The 15,555-nt window shown below is 70.0% G+C and carries 14 protein-coding genes; 9 read left to right on the top strand and 5 right to left on the bottom strand.

Translation table 11 applies throughout. The features are described 5' to 3' along the window. Nucleotides 1–110 precede the first annotated feature (110 nt). A complete protein-coding gene (locus tag ASF21_RS05380; protein WP_055767766.1) occupies nucleotides 111–1,643 on the top strand; it encodes a PucR family transcriptional regulator in 1,533 nt (510 codons plus the stop codon). 140 nt (nucleotides 1,644–1,783) lie between these two features. Further along, entirely contained in the window at nucleotides 1,784–3,028 is a 1,245-nt protein-coding gene (locus ASF21_RS05375) for a sensor histidine kinase (RefSeq protein WP_055767763.1), read from the top strand. A gap of 84 nt (nucleotides 3,029–3,112) precedes the next feature. Here the strand turns inward: ASF21_RS05375 and ASF21_RS05370 are convergent, their stop codons facing one another. Further along, nucleotides 3,113–4,798 carry a sensor histidine kinase gene (locus ASF21_RS05370; RefSeq protein ID WP_055767759.1) on the bottom strand — a complete coding sequence of 562 codons (1,686 nt, stop codon included), beginning with the start codon at nucleotides 4,796–4,798 and terminating at the stop codon, nucleotides 3,113–3,115. A gap of 235 nt (nucleotides 4,799–5,033) precedes the next feature. Here ASF21_RS05370 and ASF21_RS05365 point away from each other — a divergent pair, with 235 nt between their 5' ends. From ASF21_RS05365 to ASF21_RS05355, 3 genes are read left to right on the top strand one after another with little or no spacing between them, the layout of a single operon-like run. Continuing rightward, entirely contained in the window at nucleotides 5,034–6,134 is a 1,101-nt protein-coding gene (locus ASF21_RS05365; RefSeq protein WP_055767758.1) for a PP2C family protein-serine/threonine phosphatase, read from the top strand. Between the two features lie 53 nt (nucleotides 6,135–6,187). Continuing rightward, entirely contained in the window at nucleotides 6,188–6,520 is a 333-nt protein-coding gene (locus tag ASF21_RS05360; protein WP_055767755.1) for an STAS domain-containing protein, read from the top strand. Then, nucleotides 6,513–6,974 (top strand): ATP-binding protein, encoded by a 462-nt coding sequence (locus ASF21_RS05355; protein WP_055767752.1) that lies wholly within the window; start codon nucleotides 6,513–6,515, stop codon nucleotides 6,972–6,974. The genes ASF21_RS05360 and ASF21_RS05355 overlap by 8 nt, the downstream gene beginning before the upstream one ends. Nucleotides 6,975–7,182: 208 nt before the next feature. On the opposite strand, the gene ASF21_RS05350 is transcribed toward ASF21_RS05355, so the two are convergent. Further along, on the bottom strand, nucleotides 7,183–8,151 hold the full coding sequence (locus tag ASF21_RS05350) for an alpha/beta hydrolase (protein ID WP_082471247.1): 969 nt from the start codon (nucleotides 8,149–8,151) through the stop codon (nucleotides 7,183–7,185). Between the two features lie 149 nt (nucleotides 8,152–8,300). Between ASF21_RS05350 and ASF21_RS05345 the strand changes: the two genes are divergently transcribed. From ASF21_RS05345 to ASF21_RS05335, 3 genes are all read left to right on the top strand, one after another. Next, nucleotides 8,301–8,936, top strand: a complete 636-nt coding sequence (locus ASF21_RS05345; protein WP_055767746.1) for a trimeric intracellular cation channel family protein — start codon at nucleotides 8,301–8,303, stop codon at nucleotides 8,934–8,936. 61 nt (nucleotides 8,937–8,997) lie between these two features. After that, nucleotides 8,998–9,423, top strand: coding sequence for a hypothetical protein (locus tag ASF21_RS05340; protein ID WP_055767744.1), 426 nt, complete (start codon nucleotides 8,998–9,000; stop codon nucleotides 9,421–9,423). Further along, nucleotides 9,423–9,899 (top strand): HIT family protein, encoded by a 477-nt coding sequence (locus ASF21_RS05335; protein ID WP_055767740.1) that lies wholly within the window; start codon nucleotides 9,423–9,425, stop codon nucleotides 9,897–9,899. The genes ASF21_RS05340 and ASF21_RS05335 overlap by 1 nt, the downstream gene beginning before the upstream one ends. A gap of 871 nt (nucleotides 9,900–10,770) precedes the next feature. Here ASF21_RS05335 and ASF21_RS05330 read toward each other — a convergent pair. Genes ASF21_RS05330 through ASF21_RS05320 form a run of 3 tightly spaced genes read right to left on the bottom strand, consistent with a single transcriptional unit; the run spans nucleotide 10,771 to nucleotide 13,956 of the window. Continuing rightward, nucleotides 10,771–11,865: a polyprenyl synthetase family protein gene (locus ASF21_RS05330; protein ID WP_082471246.1), complete on the bottom strand. Its 1,095-nt coding sequence runs from the start codon at nucleotides 11,863–11,865 to the stop codon at nucleotides 10,771–10,773. Between the two features lie 9 nt (nucleotides 11,866–11,874). Further along, nucleotides 11,875–13,191, bottom strand: coding sequence for a geranylgeranyl reductase family protein (locus ASF21_RS05325; RefSeq protein ID WP_055767734.1), 1,317 nt, complete (start codon nucleotides 13,189–13,191; stop codon nucleotides 11,875–11,877). Continuing rightward, nucleotides 13,192–13,956: a demethylmenaquinone methyltransferase gene (locus tag ASF21_RS05320; RefSeq protein ID WP_082471245.1), complete on the bottom strand. Its 765-nt coding sequence runs from the start codon at nucleotides 13,954–13,956 to the stop codon at nucleotides 13,192–13,194. It abuts the gene before it with no gap. A gap of 169 nt (nucleotides 13,957–14,125) precedes the next feature. Between ASF21_RS05320 and ASF21_RS05315 the strand changes: the two genes are divergently transcribed. After that, entirely contained in the window at nucleotides 14,126–15,472 is a 1,347-nt protein-coding gene (locus ASF21_RS05315) for an isochorismate synthase MenF (protein ID WP_055769198.1), read from the top strand. The last annotated feature ends 83 nt before the right edge of the window (nucleotides 15,473–15,555 follow it).

The raw sequence follows: 15,555 nt of genomic DNA, 5'->3' as shown, positions 1-15,555 counted from the left end.
CACGTTCCAGCAGAACCGTACCGGCGGCGCGTAACCCACGCCACGTGTGGTTGCACAGCCTGAGCGGTGGTCTGCCGTGCACAGGTACAACCGTCGCCTACGCTGGAGGCATGGCCATCACGCTGCCCGATCTCCTCGCCGACCCTGCACTGGGCCTCGTGGCCGAGGGGACGGCCCCGCCACCCGCACAGCCGATCCAGTGGGTGGCGGTGACGGAACTGGAGGACCCCCGGCCGTTCCTGAACGGGGCCGAGGTGGTCCTCACCACCGGTGTCCGCCTGAAGACGGGTGCCGCACAGCGGGCCTTCGTGCGACGGGCACACGAGGCCGGCGCCCTGGCGATCGGCTTCGGCGTGGGCCTGACGCACCGGCGGATTCCGGCCGCAGTGCTCGCCGAGGCGGACGCCGTCGGGCTCGCTGCCTTCAGCGTCCCCTACGAAGTCCCCTTCATCGCGATCGGCAAGAAGGTGGCGGACGCCCTCTCGGCCGCACAGTACGCAGGGCTCGAGGAACTCCTCCAGGGCCACGCCGTGCTGGCGTCCGCCCTCCTCGGAGCAGGCGGCCTCACAGCACTCCTCGGTGAGCTGGCCCGCATGCTCGGCACCGACGTCGCGCTCTTCCAGTACGGGACGCGCATCGCGGACGCCCGACGGTCCGGCGCGCCGCGCCCGCCGGCGTCGTCACCACGCGCCGCCGCTCCGGGCCGCGCAGCCTCACCAGCGGACGGCGATGCGGCACCTGCCGGTTCGCACGACCCGGCTCCCACGGTCCCGACGACGTGGCATCGCGTGCCCATCGCCACCGGCCTGAAGGACCGCTGCACCCTTGCGATCGCGGAGCCCTACGCGCACGCCGCCGTCGTCGACTACGCGCAGAGCCTCATCTCCGTGGAACTCACCAACCAGGCCCGCAACAGGACCGGCGCCCGCACCGCGACCGGCCAGCTGCTGGAGGACGTGGTGCGGGGGACGCTCACCGGGCCCGAGGCCGCGGCGCGGCTCGCCAGCTCCGGAATCGACACCACCGCACGGCACGCGGTGCTGATCGTCGACGTCGCATCGGGGCAGCGGCGCAGCCTCAGGACGCTGCCGCTGCCCTACGGCTGGGACCGCCTCTCCACCGGGCTCGTCGACGAGCGCCTTGTCCTCGTCCTGCCCGCTCCGGCGAGCCCTGATCCCGCGCCGCTCGACCCGGCGGAGCTCAGCCGGTACCTGCACGGCGCCGGCCTGACGGCCCGCATCGGCGTCGGTGGGGCGTACGCGCAGCCCACGGGTCTGCGCTGGAGCTACTTCGAGGCGCGGGAAGCCCTCCAGCGCGGGCAGGCGGTCAACCGGGCCGACCGCCTCAGCCTGACGTCGCTGCTGATGTCCAGCGCCGATGTGCCCCTCGCCGACCTCGCCGCCGAGACCCTCAGGCCCCTCGATGACTTCGACGAGGCACACGGTGCCGGTCTCGTCACGACGCTCCAGCGGTACCTCGACCTCGACGGCTCAGTGGCCGCCGTCGCCGCCGGCCTCGCGCTGCACCGCAACACGATCCGCTACCGGCTCCAGCAGGTGGTCACCCTGACCGGGTACGACCCCGCGGTCACGGCCGATCGCGTCCACCTCTACCTGGCGCTCAGGGTCAGGGCACTGGGCTGAGGGAGGGGAAGCAAGCCCCCTGACCACCCATCCCCGGCGACGGTCTGCACGAAGACCTGTCACGCACCGCTCGGCCGGCCCGCACCCATGGGATAGTTTGAAGCGACGTACACCGGTCTCAGGAGTCTTCGGGGGTATCCATGTCACTGCTTCAGGCCGACGAGCCACACCTGCGGGAAGTTGCCAGGCGGGCGGTCCTTCAGGACTACCGGCTGCCCTATGGCGAGGCAGGGGGTGCTCCGGTCCAGGAGGTCGACTACGAGACGCCGCCCGAACTCCTCAACCTCGTGAAGCTGGCCGTGCGCGTCAGCGCGATGGACATGGGCGTCATCAACATCATCACGGCGGACCAGCAGCACCAGATCGCCGCGGTCGGGGTGGAGGCGTCGGTGTGCTCGCGCGACGACTCCATGTGCTCGAAGGTCTTCACGTCCGGGTCCATCACGGCTGTCCCGGATGCCTCCCTCGACCCGCGCTTCGCCGACAATCCTTTCGTCAACGGGGGCATCGCCGAGGTCCGCTCCTACGCCTCCGTGCCGCTCCTGACCGGGTCCGGCTACGCGCTCGGCTCGCTGTGCGTGTTCTCCCCACGCGTGCTGGCGCTCGGGCCCGAGCAGCGTGAAGGCCTCGAGATCCTCGCGCGTCAGGTCGTGGAGGTCCTGGAGCTGCAGTACAAGACCAGGCAGCTCCTCGAAGCGCTCGAGGTGGTGCGTCGCAGCAACGAGGACCTGGCCGGCTTCGCGGCCCGCGTCAGCCATGACCTGAAGAATCCGCTGACGGCGATCCTCGGCTATACGGAACTGAGTGAACAGGACACGGACGTCCCGGCGGCGGGACCGGCGGCACGGTACTTCAGCATCATCCGGGGTAGCGCGAGCCGCATGCTGACCACGGTCGAGGAGGTGCTGGAGTTCTCGCGGATCGGTGGGGCGATCACCCGGCGGCCCGTACGTCTGGCCACCATGATGAACGCGGTCCTGCAGGACGTCCTCCCGCTGAGCAGCGCCTCCGACGCGCTCGTCACCGTGCAGGATGCCCACCTGTTCGTCGACCACGCCCAGGTCATCGCCCTGCTGCAGAACCTCGTGTCCAATGCGATCAAGTACTCGACGCCGGGCAGTCCGCCGCGCGTCGAGGTGGTCGCCGGCATCGGCGCGACGCAGGTCCTGCGGATCATCGACCATGGGAAGGGTATCGACCCGGAGGACCGGACGCGCGTCCTGGAGCCCCTCGTCCGCCTCCAGCGCGACGGTGATCCGGCCGGCAGCGGCATCGGCCTCGCCACCTGCGCCCGGATCGCGCGGGCGCACGAGGGGTCGATCAGCATCACAGCGACGCCCGGCGGCGGGACCACGGTGACGGTCGATCTGGGTCCTGCGGCCTGAGCCCCACGGACTCTGCCACGGCGGCGGGCTCGTTGTCCGGGACCCGCGGTCCGACACCTGTAGCCGGTACCCTCGGCCGTCGCTCTAGTACTCCTGGGCCTGCAGTTCCTGGTCCTGCTCGGCACGGGCGAGCGGCAGCCGGAACGTGAACGTGGACCCCTGGCCCTCGACACTCCGGCAACTGATCGTCCCGCCATGCCGCTCGACGATCGCCTTGGAGATGGCGAGGCCCAGACCCACGCCCGGGATGGCCGCATTGCGCGCTGCCGAGGTCCGGAAGAACTTCGAGAACACACCGCGTAGTTCCTCGGCGGACATACCGCTGCCCTCGTCGGTCACGCTGCACTCCACGGCGCCGTCGACCTCCGCCGCCGTCACCGTCACACGACCACCCGCCGGGGAGTACTTGACGGCGTTCGAGAGCAGGTTGTCGAGGACCTGGCCGATCCGCGGTGCATCGCAGAGCGCCACGAGGTCACGCCCGGTGAGGTCCTCGAACCGCACGAGTGGATTGCCGTTGCGCTCCTGTGCCGCCCTGACCCGCTCCCTCACCAGGGAGGTGAAGTCGGTGGGTACGGGCCTGATCTCCGGTGTGCCCTCCGCCGTGGACAGCAGGTCCACCACGAGCTTGTGCAGGCGCTCGGAGTTGCGGGACACGACCTCCAGGCCGGAGGCGACCTCGGGCTCGAGGTCCGGTATGCCGGTCAGCAACTCGAGATACCCGCGAATGGCGGTCAGCGGCGTCCGCAGCTCATGGGACACCGTCGCCACGAACTCGTCCTTGGCATTGAGTGCACGCACGAGTTCCGTCACGTCGTTGAACGTCACCACGGAACCCTCGCGGGTGCCGTCCTGGTTGGTCATCAGGCGCGACGACGTCGACAGCACGCGCTGGTCCGGGAGTTCGCCCCACCAGAGGAGGTAGTCGGAGAACACCTGGCCCTCGGCGGCGCGGCGCGTCGGGCGCCGGTTCTCCGGCATCGGCGACGTGCCGTCCTGCTGGAAGATGCGGAGGTCCTCCTCCGCCGTGTCCGAAGCCGTGCCCGCAAGGGCCCTGAACTGCTCGAGCTTGCGGTTGGTCAGGAGCGGGCGTCCGCGCTCGTCGACGGCGATGAGGCCGATGTCCACGCTGTTGACCACGGTGTCGAGCAGGCGCTCGCGCCGGGCGCTCTCCTCGAGGAGCTGCTGCAGTTCCCGGTCCTTCTCCTCGACGACGTCCTGCTGCGCCATCATGCTGGCGGTCATCACCCGGATGGTGACGCCGATCGCGAGCATGATGAACGGGAGCAGGACGGACTGCGTCAGGGACTGCGAGGTGACCGCAGCGTCCGTCACGAACACGGGGACCCAGACGATCCCGAGGGCCGCGAGGAAACCGGCGGTGAGCACCGCGCGCGGGTAGAGTCCCGAGGCAGCCAGCCAGATGACGGGGAACACGGTGAGCAGCCCCACACCGGTGATCACTGTTCCCGCGCCGTAGCGCATGAGGCCGATCGGGATGAAATCCAGGAGCGGGATGATCAGGAAACTCGCATGCGGCAGACGGTCCCACGGCACCAGGAAGCAGAGGGCCAGCAGGACGGCCTGGAGGGCGACGCCGATAAGGAAGGTGCGGCTCGCGAACAGATCAGGGTGGAACAAGGCCCCGCCGACGAGGATCAGGATGACGGTGAGCGAGAGGGGCAGCTGGCTCAGCACGACCCGGGCGCGCATGGTCAGCTCGTGGAACTGTCGCGTGTTGAACGTCAGGTAGGAGAGCACCCTGTCCATCCGGTGGCCACCTCCCCTCGTGCGTCATCCAGCTTCATCCCGTCGCGGCAGGACGGTGCCGATGCGCACAGGCGCGTCGGCTTCCACAGAGTAGCGCGGTGGACCGTCGATTTCCGGGGCCGGAGCGCGGCCCCGTCCTCAAGATCACATCAAGATCGGCGCAACAACCCGAGCAACACGGCGAAGGCTCGGTGCGCGTGCCGGGCAGCGCGCGCCGTAGCGTTTAATGAAGTCCATGACTGTCTCCCCGGAGCCCCGCCGTGCACTGGTTGTCGAGGACGACGTCGACATCCGGGGCCTGCTCGTCCAGATCCTGAAGCGCGAGGGTTTCACGGTGACCGAGGCCGCCACCGCCCGTGAGGGGCTGGAGAAGGCGCGTGCCGGGGCCGATCTCATCACCCTCGATCTCAACCTTCCCGACGGCGACGGTGTCGAGGTGTGCCGGGAGGTCCGCGAGTTCTCCGACGCCTACATCCTCATGATCACCGCCCGCACCGATGAGATCGAGCGCCTGACGGGCCTGGAGACCGGCGCCGACGACTACATCAGCAAGCCGTTCAGCCCGCGCGAGCTCGTGGCCCGGATCAATTCGCTGTTCCGCCGGCAGAGCCGCCAGGCCGCAGCGGACGTGGCGCACGCCGACGAGCGCCAGCGTGCCGCGGAGGTGCAGCAGAACCTGCTCCCCCGCGACCGCCTGGCTCTCCCGCATTACGAGCTCGCCGGACGCTTCAGGCCGTCCCGCAGCGTCGGAGGTGACTTCTACGACTGGTACGGCACGGCCGACGGCCTGCACCTCACCGTCGCGGACGCCATGGGTAAGGGGATGGGCGCCGCCCTCGTCGCCGCGACCGTGCGCGCGATCATGCGCTCGGTGGCCACCCAACCGAACCTCGAGACCGCCTTCGCGACAGCGGCCCGTGCCACCGAGGCCGACCTCGAGCAGACCAGTTCCTTCGTCACCCTGTTCCACGGGCGCCTCGATGCCGCGACGGGGTCCGTCGGGTACGTGGACGCCGGCCATGGACTGGCCCTCCACGTCATGGCGGACGGCAGCGCCGAGCGGCTTCCCTCGGCGGGGCCACCCGTCGGCGCGTGGCCCGACCAGACGTGGGCGGCCGGGACCGTGCAGCTCGGGCCGGGGGACGCTCTCGCGATCGTGAGCGACGGCCTGCTGGACATCTACGAGACGGTGGAGGAGTTCACGGAAGCCGTCGCCGGTGTCGTCACCGCCTCCGCGGGAGTGGAGGAGGCCTGCGCCACCCTGCTCGCCTTGGCTGACGTCCCGGAGGTGGCGGACGACGTCACCGTCGTCATCCTCCAGCGCTCGCCCGCCTAGCCGGCGCCCGCACGATCGACCACCACGGACAGCACCGCCGGAAGGACGTACAGATGGAATTCAGCACGCAGGACAAGGGCCGCTACACCGAGGTCACACCGAGCGGACGGCTCAACATGGTCGCTGCGCCGAAGCTCCGCGAGGTCATCGACGGCGTCGTCAGCGCCGGTGGCCGGCGCATCGTGGTGAACCTCGCCGAGACCACCTTCATGGACTCGTCCGGGCTCGGAGCGCTGATCGGCTGCCTCAAGCTGGCGCGGCAGTCCGGCGGGGACCTGCGGATCGCCGCCGTGCAGCCGCAGGTCAACATGGTGCTCGAACTCACCAGCATGCACCGAGTGCTGACGCCCCACGCGACGGCCGAGCAAGCGTTCCCCAATGACTGACAACCTGGCGCGACGCGTCCTCGAGGAACCGGCCACGGAGCAGGCGATCGAGGATCTGCACGGCGTGCTGGACCAACTGTGGCTGGATGCCGCCTTCGTGCCCGCGCTGGACCAGATGGCCTTCACCACCGCCGTGATCGAATCCGCCAGCAACGTGGTGCAGCACGGTGTCCCCTCACCCGGCGCCACCCTTCATCTCGGCGTCGAGCTCACGGTGTCCGCCGAGCGACTGACGGCGGTGATCAGCGAGATCGGGGCCGCGCCGCACGATCCGGTGCCCGACCTCGACGACCTGCCCGAGCCCTCGCTGCCCGGCGAGGACGCCCTGCTGGAGGACTACGACGAGTCCGGTCGCGGTCTGTCGATGATCCGCGCCCTGGTCACGACAGTGACCGTGGAACGCCAGGGGGACACCAACGTGTGGGTCCTCTCCAGGGATTCCGTCCAGGACTGACCCGACCCGGTCGGGTGCGCCGTCGACAGTGCATCCGGCCGACCGCGCACCGGTTCCGTCCGGTGCGTCCGGCTCCTCCGGGAGAGCCGGGCGGCAACGGGAGAGCCGGGCGGCTACGGGAAGCCCTTGGGCTGCGGCAGGGCCGTTCGGTCCCCGGGTCCGTCAGCGACGGAAGCGCGCAAGCAGCCCGATCCCGAAGGGCCTGCAGCTACGGAAGTGCCGGTCGGCCGAGGAACGCGGCGATGTCCGCGTACACCTCCCTGGACTCGGGCAGCCGGGGGAAGGCCGGGAACACGTGGAACCCGCCCGGGTACACCGTCATGGTGACGTCCGCGCCCGCTGCGACGGCGCGGTCCCGGAAGACCGTCGCATCCGCCATGCAGACATCACGCGTGCCCTGGTAGATGCGGGTCGGCGGGACGGTCGCCAGCATCTCGTCAGGGGCGCACGCGGGGCTGACGAGGGGTGACCTCGGGTCGTCTCCCCCTGCCCACCACAACCCGGCCTGCACGCCGCCCGCCACGGACAGCATCGGGTCCACGGCGTCGTACTTCGGGATCTCGGGGTTGGTCCCGGTCACGTCCAGCCACGGCGAGAACGCGACGATCCGCCCCGGTGCAGGCAGCCCTGCGTCGCGGAACGCCCAGGGCTGCGCAACCGCCAGCCCGCCGCCGGCTGAGTCCCCCATCAGGGTGACGTCGGCCGGGTCGGCCGTGCGCAGCACCTCCCGGTACACGGAGACGAGATACGGGAAGGCCTCCCGGTAGGTGCTCTCCGGAGCCAGCCGGTAGAGCGGCACGGTGACCGCGGCGCCCGTCCGCTTCGTCAGTTCGGCGATGATCCACCAGTGCGGACGGCCGAGCTCGTTGATGTATATGCCGCCATGCGTATAGATGATGTGCGACCTCGTCGCCCCGAGCAGGGGGCGCACGGTGATGGTCCGGACCCCGTCGATCCGCTTCTCCTGGATGGTGTGCGTCTGCTTGAAGGTCCAGGGGATCGCCGCGATGGACGGGTAGGTCCGCCCGGGGTACGTGGAGTTGACCCAGTCGGTCCCGTTCAGGTTCCGCTTCGTCGGCAGGAGGCCGATCAGGCGCGAGGCCGCCCGCATGGCCCACGAGCCGTCCCGTCTGCTCGGCTCGACCGTCCCGGGGCCCGCTGCGTATCCGCTCGTCATGGGGTCAGCCTAGTGCGGTGCGCGGGGCCGGGGTGCCTCTGTCATGCTGGTGAAGCCCGTCCTGTCGTTCGCCGGATCGACGCGGTACGCCCCGCGCTGGTGTCCGCACCCTCCGTGGGTCGTCGTGAGAGAAGGAGCCGCTCGACCAGATGGACACCGCGTCGCACATCGCCCTCGCCGCAGACCTGCTCGGCGTCTTCTTCTTCGCCGTCTCCGGGTCCCTGCTGGCGGCGCGCAAGGGCTTCGACCTCGTGGGATCCCTTCTGCTGGCGTCGCTGGCCTCCCTCGGTGGAGGAGTGGCGCGCGACCTCATCATCGATGTCCCCCCTGCGGCCTTCAACAATCCCGCCTACCTGGTCCCCCCGTTGCTCGCGACCGTCCTCGTGTACTTCGTCTTCTCCGGGGTGGAGCGGGTCAAGCGGGTCCTGGTGATCTTCGACGCCGCAGGCCTCGCCCTCTTCTGCATCACGGGCACGGTGAAGGCGCTCGACGTCGGGCTCAACCCGGTCTCCGCCGTGCTGCTGGGCGTCACCACCGCCGTGGGCGGCGGCCTGCTGCGTGACGTCGTCGCCAACGAGATCCCGCAGCTCTTCGACCCGCGTGACATCTACGCGCTGCCCGCGATGCTCGGCGCCGTCGTTGTCACCGTCCTCTACCTGACCGGGACCTTCACGATCGTCACGGGCATGCTGGCGGCGTCGCTCGTGTTCTCCCTGCGCGTCCTCGCCTGGCGGTACGGCTGGCATGCCCCGCTCGCGTCCCGCACCTGGAGCGCACGGAGGTAGCCCGCGCGTGCAGCCCGACGGCTAGGATGGACGCATCCCCGCCACCACTACTGGAGTACCTGTGACTGAGCTGTTTTCCGACAAATTCCGCGCCCTGGTGCCCTCGTACTTCGAGGACGAGTGGGCCGAGGAAGACGGGCTGACCGAGGACGAGCTCGCCGAGATGCTCGAGGGCAAGGACTTCGAGCTGCCTCTGGCGCTCCACGAGTTCTACCGCGCCGTGGGTGCCACCGAGGACATCATGGAAGCCTTCCACTTCTTCTGGGACCCGGACGAGCTCGAGATCGAGGACGGTTTCCTGTTGTTCCTCGAGGATGAGGACGAGCAGTACACCTGGGGTATGAGGGTTGAGCAGCTCGACGTCCCGGATCCGATCGTCTGGCGGCGCAACAATGCCCGCGGGGAGTGGCAGAGCGAGGAGGGCACCTTCACCGAGTACGTGCTGGATCTCTTCGAGTGGGTCTTCGAGGAGGACGAGGAGAACTGATGGAGTTCGTCCATCATGCCCCCGAAGGCTACCGGTGCCCGTTCTGCGATCTGGCGCGCGGGGACTTCGGCAACCCGAAGAACCTGTGCCGGCCCGGGGACGTCATCTACGCGGACGACCTCGTGCTGGCATTCATCGCCTCGCACGGCTTCGAGCCGAACCCGGGTCATGTGCTCGTCACGCCCCGTGAGCACGTCGAACTGCTGTACGAACTGCCCGACGCCGTCGCCGCCCGCATCATGACGCTCACCCGGGACATCGCCGTCGCGATCAAGCTGGCCTGGGAACCGGACGGTGTCTCGACCCGGCAGCACAACGAGCCCGCCGGCAGCCAGCACGTCTGGCACTACCACCAGCACATACTGCCGCGGTGGCACGACGACGGCTTCTACTTCACCCCGAAGCGGCCCATCGTCGATCCCGCCGTCCGGGCGCGGAAGGCCGACGAGCTCAGGGCCTTCCTCCCGACGGCGTAGCCCCCGGAAGCCCCCGGCGGCTGCGGTGTCGAGACCCCCAGCGGAGCCGTCGCCTGGTGCACCCGTCTCTCCTCGTCCACGGACCGCCCGTGCCGTCGTCCACGCCTTCTGGCTCCGATAAGGCGTGCCGTGGCGCGACACGCCGTCCGTAGCTGCGCACGAGTTCGTAGGGCGCGATCGAACGAGCGCTCATCGAACAGGTCGGCCTCCAACAGCTGACAGCACCTGCGCGAGCAACTCTGACTGGTGGTACGTCACGTCCTCGTAGCAGAAGCGCAGGACTGCGTAGCCGCTGAGCATGGCGGTGTTGTTCCGCCGTCGGTCCCGGCGGAGGGCGGCCCGATCGGCAGCGGAAACGCAGGTCAATCGCGCGTGCAGGGTGACTGCCGCGATGAAATCTGCGGGCGCCTGCGGGGTGGCGATAACTCCCCCTGCGCACACGCACGACGTCGCCGCCGTCGAGCGCACGGGAGAGCTCGCGCCGGCTGATCCCGCGTTCAAGCAGCCTGCGGGCAGGGGCAACGCCGCCGAGGGCCGTCAGGACCTGAACAAGTCTCATGCGTCGAGTACAGGACCTGCTCCCATTTCTTCATCCCGTCGACCGCGCTATGTGCGCAAGCGCGCATCGGAAGCCCCCCGATGAATGGATCACGGCCGGGGTGCCTCTGTGCCTTCGTTCACGGTTCATGTGGACCCACGCGCGTGTCGGACGGTGACACACCGCTGCAGGACCGCTCCTCCGGTAGAAGGAGTGAACGAACGCCCGCCTGACGCAGACGAGGCGTAGCAGAGCGGCCGGGCGCAACCCACGGAGCACAATGGGGCCGAGGCGGACGGAACGCCGCAGGGCCGACGCCGACGCGAAGGACCGCTAGACGTCCCGGCTGACGACCGCCTGCGCGAAGCTGGCCAGCGCCTGCTTCACCACGCTGTCCGGCAGCGGCTCGAGGGCGGCGACGGCGTCGTCCGCCCACCGCTGCGCCACGGCCCAGGCGGCCTGCGTCTGCGGGTGCGAACGGACGGCGGCGACGGCCTCAGCCAGCGCCTCGTCGGAGGTCAGGTCGCCGTCGACGAGGGCGAGGACGTCGGCCGCCGAGCTGTCTCCCGCAGCAGCGGCGCGGCGCAGGAGGATCACCGGAAGGGTGGGGACACCCTCTCTGAGATCGGTCCCGGGAGCCTTGCCGGACTTCACCTTCAGGCCGGTCACGTCGATGACGTCGTCGGCGAGCTGGAAGGCGACGCCCACCTTCTCGCCGTAGGACACCATGACGTCGACGACCTCGCGCGAGGTGTCCGCGAAGAGCGCGCCGAGCTGCCCGGAAGCGGCGACGAGGGAACCGGTCTTGTCCGCGATCACGGAAAGGTAGTGCTCGAGGTCGTCCTGGCCGTCGCGGGGACCGACGGTCTCGTGCAGCTGCCCGAGGCAGAGCCGCTCGAAGGTGCGGGCCTGGATGCCGAGGGCCTCCCCGCCGAGTTCGGACACGAGGATCGAGGCGCGGGCGAAGATGAGGTCGCCCGTCAGGATCGCGACGGAGTTGCCCCAGACCTCGTGCGCGGTGGGCGCACCGCGGCGGTACGGCGCGGAGTCCATGACGTCGTCGTGGTAGAGCGTGGCGAGGTGGGTCAGTTCGACGACGACGGCGGCCTGGACCACCTTCGCGCGGGTCGGGTTGCCGAGGTGCGAGGCGAGGATGGTCAGCAGGGGCCGGATGCGCTTGCCGCCCGCCTCGACGAGGTGGCGGCTCGTGGCGTCGGCGAGGGGGTCCGAGTTGGCGATGGCTCCGCGGAGCTGCTTCTCCACCTCGGCGAGGCAGGACGAGACCGACGGTCCCAGGTCCGGGTCCTCGGCGATGAGGGCGAACCCGGGAGGCAGGCGCAGGGCCTCGGAGTCGTCCGGGATATCCGCCGTGTCCAGCGCGCTGCCCCGGCCCACGCTGGCCCATCCGGAGTTGAAGGATTGTGTCACGGTCTAAGACTAACCACGTGCGACGGCGCCGTGCGCACCAAGGGTGGCCATGACGGACGGCTGGTTGGTGGTGGGCGGGACGAGGGACTCGAGCAGATGGATCACGCGGTCCTCGAAGCCGCGGCCTCCGGCGTCGGTCAGGTTGGCGAGCATCCGGACCACGAACCGCATGAGCAGCGGGACGGGCATGCCCGTGCGCAGGGCGAGGGAGAGGATGGCCGGCTTGCCGATGAGCTGGGCGAAGATCCGCCCCAGGGTGAAGTGGCTGCCCCACTGCTCACGGACGTAGGGGGCGTAGGCCGACATGACCTGGTCGCGGCCGATCGGCGAGGAGACGGACCGGGACCGCTCGATGAACTCGGCGGCGTAGCGTGCCGACTCCATGGCGTAGGAGATGCCCTCACCGTTGAAGGGCGAGACCATGCCGCCGGCGTCGCCGAGGAGCAGCAGTCCGGGGCTGTAGTGCGGCGTGCGGTTGAAGCCCATGGGCAGGGCCGCACCGCGGATCTCGCCGACCTGGTTCTCGGGCGTGAAGCCCCACTCGGCAGGCATGCCGCCGGTCCAGTCACGCAGGACCTGCTTGTAGTCCAGCTTCCCGAACTCGGCGGAGGAGTTGAGGATGCCGAGCCCGACGTTGGAGGTGCCGTCCCCGACGCCGAAGACCCAGCCGTAGCCGGGCAGCGGCTTCCCGGTGGCGTCCGGCAGCTCGAGCCAGCCCTCCATCCAGTCGTCGTTCGTGCGCGGGCTCGTGAAGTAGGTGCGCACGGCGACCCCGAGGGGTCGGTCGTCGCGCTTCTGCATGCCGAGGCTCACCGCGGTGCGGGTGGAGTTGCCGTCGGCCGCCAGGACGACGTCGGCCTTGAAGTCCTGAGTCTCGCCGGTCTTCCGGCCGTCGGCGTCGAGCAGGTTCACGGTGACGCCCGTGACGCGGCCGGTCTCGTCGCGGAGAGCCGTGGACACGGAGTGGCCCTCGAGGATCGTCGCGCCGGCCGAACGGGCGTGCTCGGCCAGGGCCTCGTCGAAGCCGAGGCGCGTGCGGACCAGGCCGTAGTCGGGGAAATCGCTCAGCTCCGGCCAGGGCACCTCCACGGTGCGCTTGCCGGCGATCAGGCGGAGGCCCTTGTTGCGCCGCCATCCCTCGCTCTCGTCGTGCGGGAGGCCGAGGAGCTGCAGCTCCCGCGTGGCACGCGGCGTGAGTCCGTCGCCGCACACCTTCTCCCGGGGGAACCAGGTCTTCTCGAGGACCGTGACCTCGATGCCCGCGCTCGCCAGGTAGTAGGCCGCGGTGGACCCGGCCGGACCGGCGCCGACGATCAGGACGGACATCTAGCCCGCCGCCGACGTGCGTCGGGTCAGCCGGACCTGACCCGGGAGGAGCGGCTCCTCGCCGGGGGCTGCAGGAGCCTTGACGGCGCGGTGCACGGCGACGATCCCGCCGTTGAGGTTCCGGTACTCGACGTCCTTCCAGCCGCTGTCGCCGATCCAGGCGGCCAGGGCGTCCTGGTCGGGCCATGCCCGGATGGACTCGGCCAGGTACACGTACGCGTCCGGATTGGAACTGACCTTCCGGGCGATCGCCGGGAGGGCCCGCATGAGGTACTCGGTGTAGGTGGTGCGCCAGAGGGCCACGGTCGGCTGGGAGAACTCGGCGATGACGAGGCGTCCGCCGGGCCGCGTGACGCGCAGCATCTCCGCCAGCGCCTTCTTCGGCTCGTTGACGTTGCGGAGCCCGAAGGAGATGGTGGAGGCGTCGAAGGAGTTGTCCGCGAAGGGGAGGTTCGTGGCGTCTCCGGCGACAAAGTCGATGTCGGGGCGGCGGCGCTTGCCCACCTTCAGCATGCCGAGCGAGAAGTCACAGGCGACGACGTCGACGCCCGCATCCGCGTAGGGCTCGCTCGAGGTGCCCGTGCCGGCCGCGAGGTCCAGGACCCGCTGGCCCGGTTCGGCGCCGACCGCGTCGACGACGATCCGCCGCCATCGGCGCGTCTGTCCCATCGACAGGACGTCGTTCACGACGTCGTACTTGGGCGCCACGTCGTCGAACATGGCTGCTACTTCGTCAGGGCGCTTCTCCAGCGATGCACGATTCACTCCTCCAGTGTCTCAAACATTGCCGCGGTGCCCGACCGGCACGGTACCCTCCGCGGGCCCGCGCCCGCCGGGACGCGGGCGCGTGCGCCGCGACGTGCCGAACCTCACGGTGCTGGGCGTCCTTCCGCCAGGAAACGGGCCGGAGCCCCCGGAGTACGCTTGGACCATCATGAGCACTCCGTCCCTCACCGCGCTGACGCCTGCGCCCGGACAGTCCCGCGGGCTCCGCAGCATCACGGTGGCACGCAGCGACATGGATCCGCAGTCCGGCCTTCTCGAGTACGTGGTGCGCAACGACGCGCACACCTGGATCCGGCGCGGCGGCGGCCTCGTGGCCTACGGCGAGACAGCCCGCTTCACCACCACCGGTCCGGACCGTTTCACGCAGGCGCAGGAGTGGTGGCGCCGGGAGCTGGCCGGCGCCGAGGTGCAGGATGATCTCGGCGTACCCGGAACCGGCCTGATCGCCTTCGGGTCCTTCGCCTTCTCCAAGACGTCGTCCCACGAGTCCCGCCTGATCATCCCCGAGGTGGTCATCGGCTGCAGCCAGGGGCGGACCTGGCTGACCTACATCACGGACGACGCCGGCGCCGAGCTCAGCGCGGAGGCTGCCGAGGCGGCGCTGGCCGCCTATCTCGTCGAACCGGACGCCGACCGCTCCCCCGATCCCGCGGACCACCTCGGCCCCGGGGTGCTCAGCGAGGAGCAGTACGAGCTCGCCGTCGAGGAGGGCGTCAAGCACGTGCAGGGCGGCGAGCTCAGCAAGGTGGTGCTGGCCCGCGACGTCGTCGCCCACCTCGCATCGCCCGTCGCCACGGCCCAGGTCCTGCGGGAACTGGCGGTGCGCTACGAGGACTGCTGGACCTATGCCGTCGACGGCCTGATCGGATCCACGCCCGAGATGCTCATCAAGGTGGAGAACAACACCGCGCAGGCACGCGTGCTCGCCGGGACACTGGACCGTGCCGGTGCGCCCGTCGATGACCCCGGCTACCCCACGAGGGTGCTCGCCGGCTCGGACAAGCAGCTCCACGAACACCAGATCGCCATCGACTCGCTCACCGAGACCCTGCAGCCCTTCACGAGCTCCATGACGTCCCACAGCGAGCCCTTCGTGCTCCAGCTGCCCAACGTCTGGCACCTCGCGTCGGACGTCACCGCGCAGCTCGCCGTCGACGACAGCGGCCAGGTCCCGACGTCGCTGGCCCTCGTCCAGGCCCTCCACCCGACCGCTGCGGTGTGCGGCACGCCGACGACGGTCGCGGGAGCGCTCATCCGGGAGCTGGAGCACCTGCAGCGGGGTCCGTACGCGGGGCCCGTCGGCTGGATCGACGCCGGCGGCAACGGCGAGTGGGGGATCGCGCTGCGCGGTGCGGTGGTCGAGACCCCGACGCGCGTGCGCCTCTATGCCGGGTGCGGGATCGTCGAGGGGTCACAGCCCGCTGCAGAGCTGGCGGAGACCTGGAGCAAGTTCAGGCCGATGATCGAGGCGCTGGGCCTGACCGCCCCGTCCTGACCCTTGGTTACCTATAGGCAATGCCTGTAGCCTGTGACGCACATCTCTCTTTCGTCGCTAGAATCAGCAGGACCTTTTTCCGA

The organism is Arthrobacter sp. Leaf234 (assembly GCF_001422665.1).
Taxonomy (GTDB): Bacteria; Actinomycetota; Actinomycetes; order Actinomycetales; family Micrococcaceae; genus Arthrobacter_D.
This window is presented reverse-complemented; position numbering and strand designations above follow the sequence as displayed.

Excerpts from the sequence above, each read along its gene's own strand:
- ASF21_RS05380 (WP_055767766.1), top strand. The coding sequence starts at position 111 with ATGGCCATCACGCTGCCCGATCTCCTCGCCGACCCTGCACTGGGCCTC.
- ASF21_RS05375 (WP_055767763.1), top strand. The coding sequence starts at position 1,784 with ATGTCACTGCTTCAGGCCGACGAGCCACACCTGCGGGAAGTTGCCAGG.
- ASF21_RS05370 (WP_055767759.1), bottom strand. The coding sequence starts at position 4,798 with ATGGACAGGGTGCTCTCCTACCTGACGTTCAACACGCGACAGTTCCAC.
- ASF21_RS05365 (WP_055767758.1), top strand. The coding sequence starts at position 5,034 with ATGACTGTCTCCCCGGAGCCCCGCCGTGCACTGGTTGTCGAGGACGAC.
- ASF21_RS05360 (WP_055767755.1), top strand. The coding sequence starts at position 6,188 with ATGGAATTCAGCACGCAGGACAAGGGCCGCTACACCGAGGTCACACCG.
- ASF21_RS05355 (WP_055767752.1), top strand. The coding sequence starts at position 6,513 with ATGACTGACAACCTGGCGCGACGCGTCCTCGAGGAACCGGCCACGGAG.
- ASF21_RS05350 (WP_082471247.1), bottom strand. The coding sequence starts at position 8,151 with ATGACGAGCGGATACGCAGCGGGCCCCGGGACGGTCGAGCCGAGCAGA.
- ASF21_RS05345 (WP_055767746.1), top strand. The coding sequence starts at position 8,301 with ATGGACACCGCGTCGCACATCGCCCTCGCCGCAGACCTGCTCGGCGTC.
- ASF21_RS05335 (WP_055767740.1), top strand. The coding sequence starts at position 9,423 with ATGGAGTTCGTCCATCATGCCCCCGAAGGCTACCGGTGCCCGTTCTGC.
- ASF21_RS05325 (WP_055767734.1), bottom strand. The coding sequence starts at position 13,191 with ATGTCCGTCCTGATCGTCGGCGCCGGTCCGGCCGGGTCCACCGCGGCC.
- ASF21_RS05315 (WP_055769198.1), top strand. The coding sequence starts at position 14,126 with ATGAGCACTCCGTCCCTCACCGCGCTGACGCCTGCGCCCGGACAGTCC.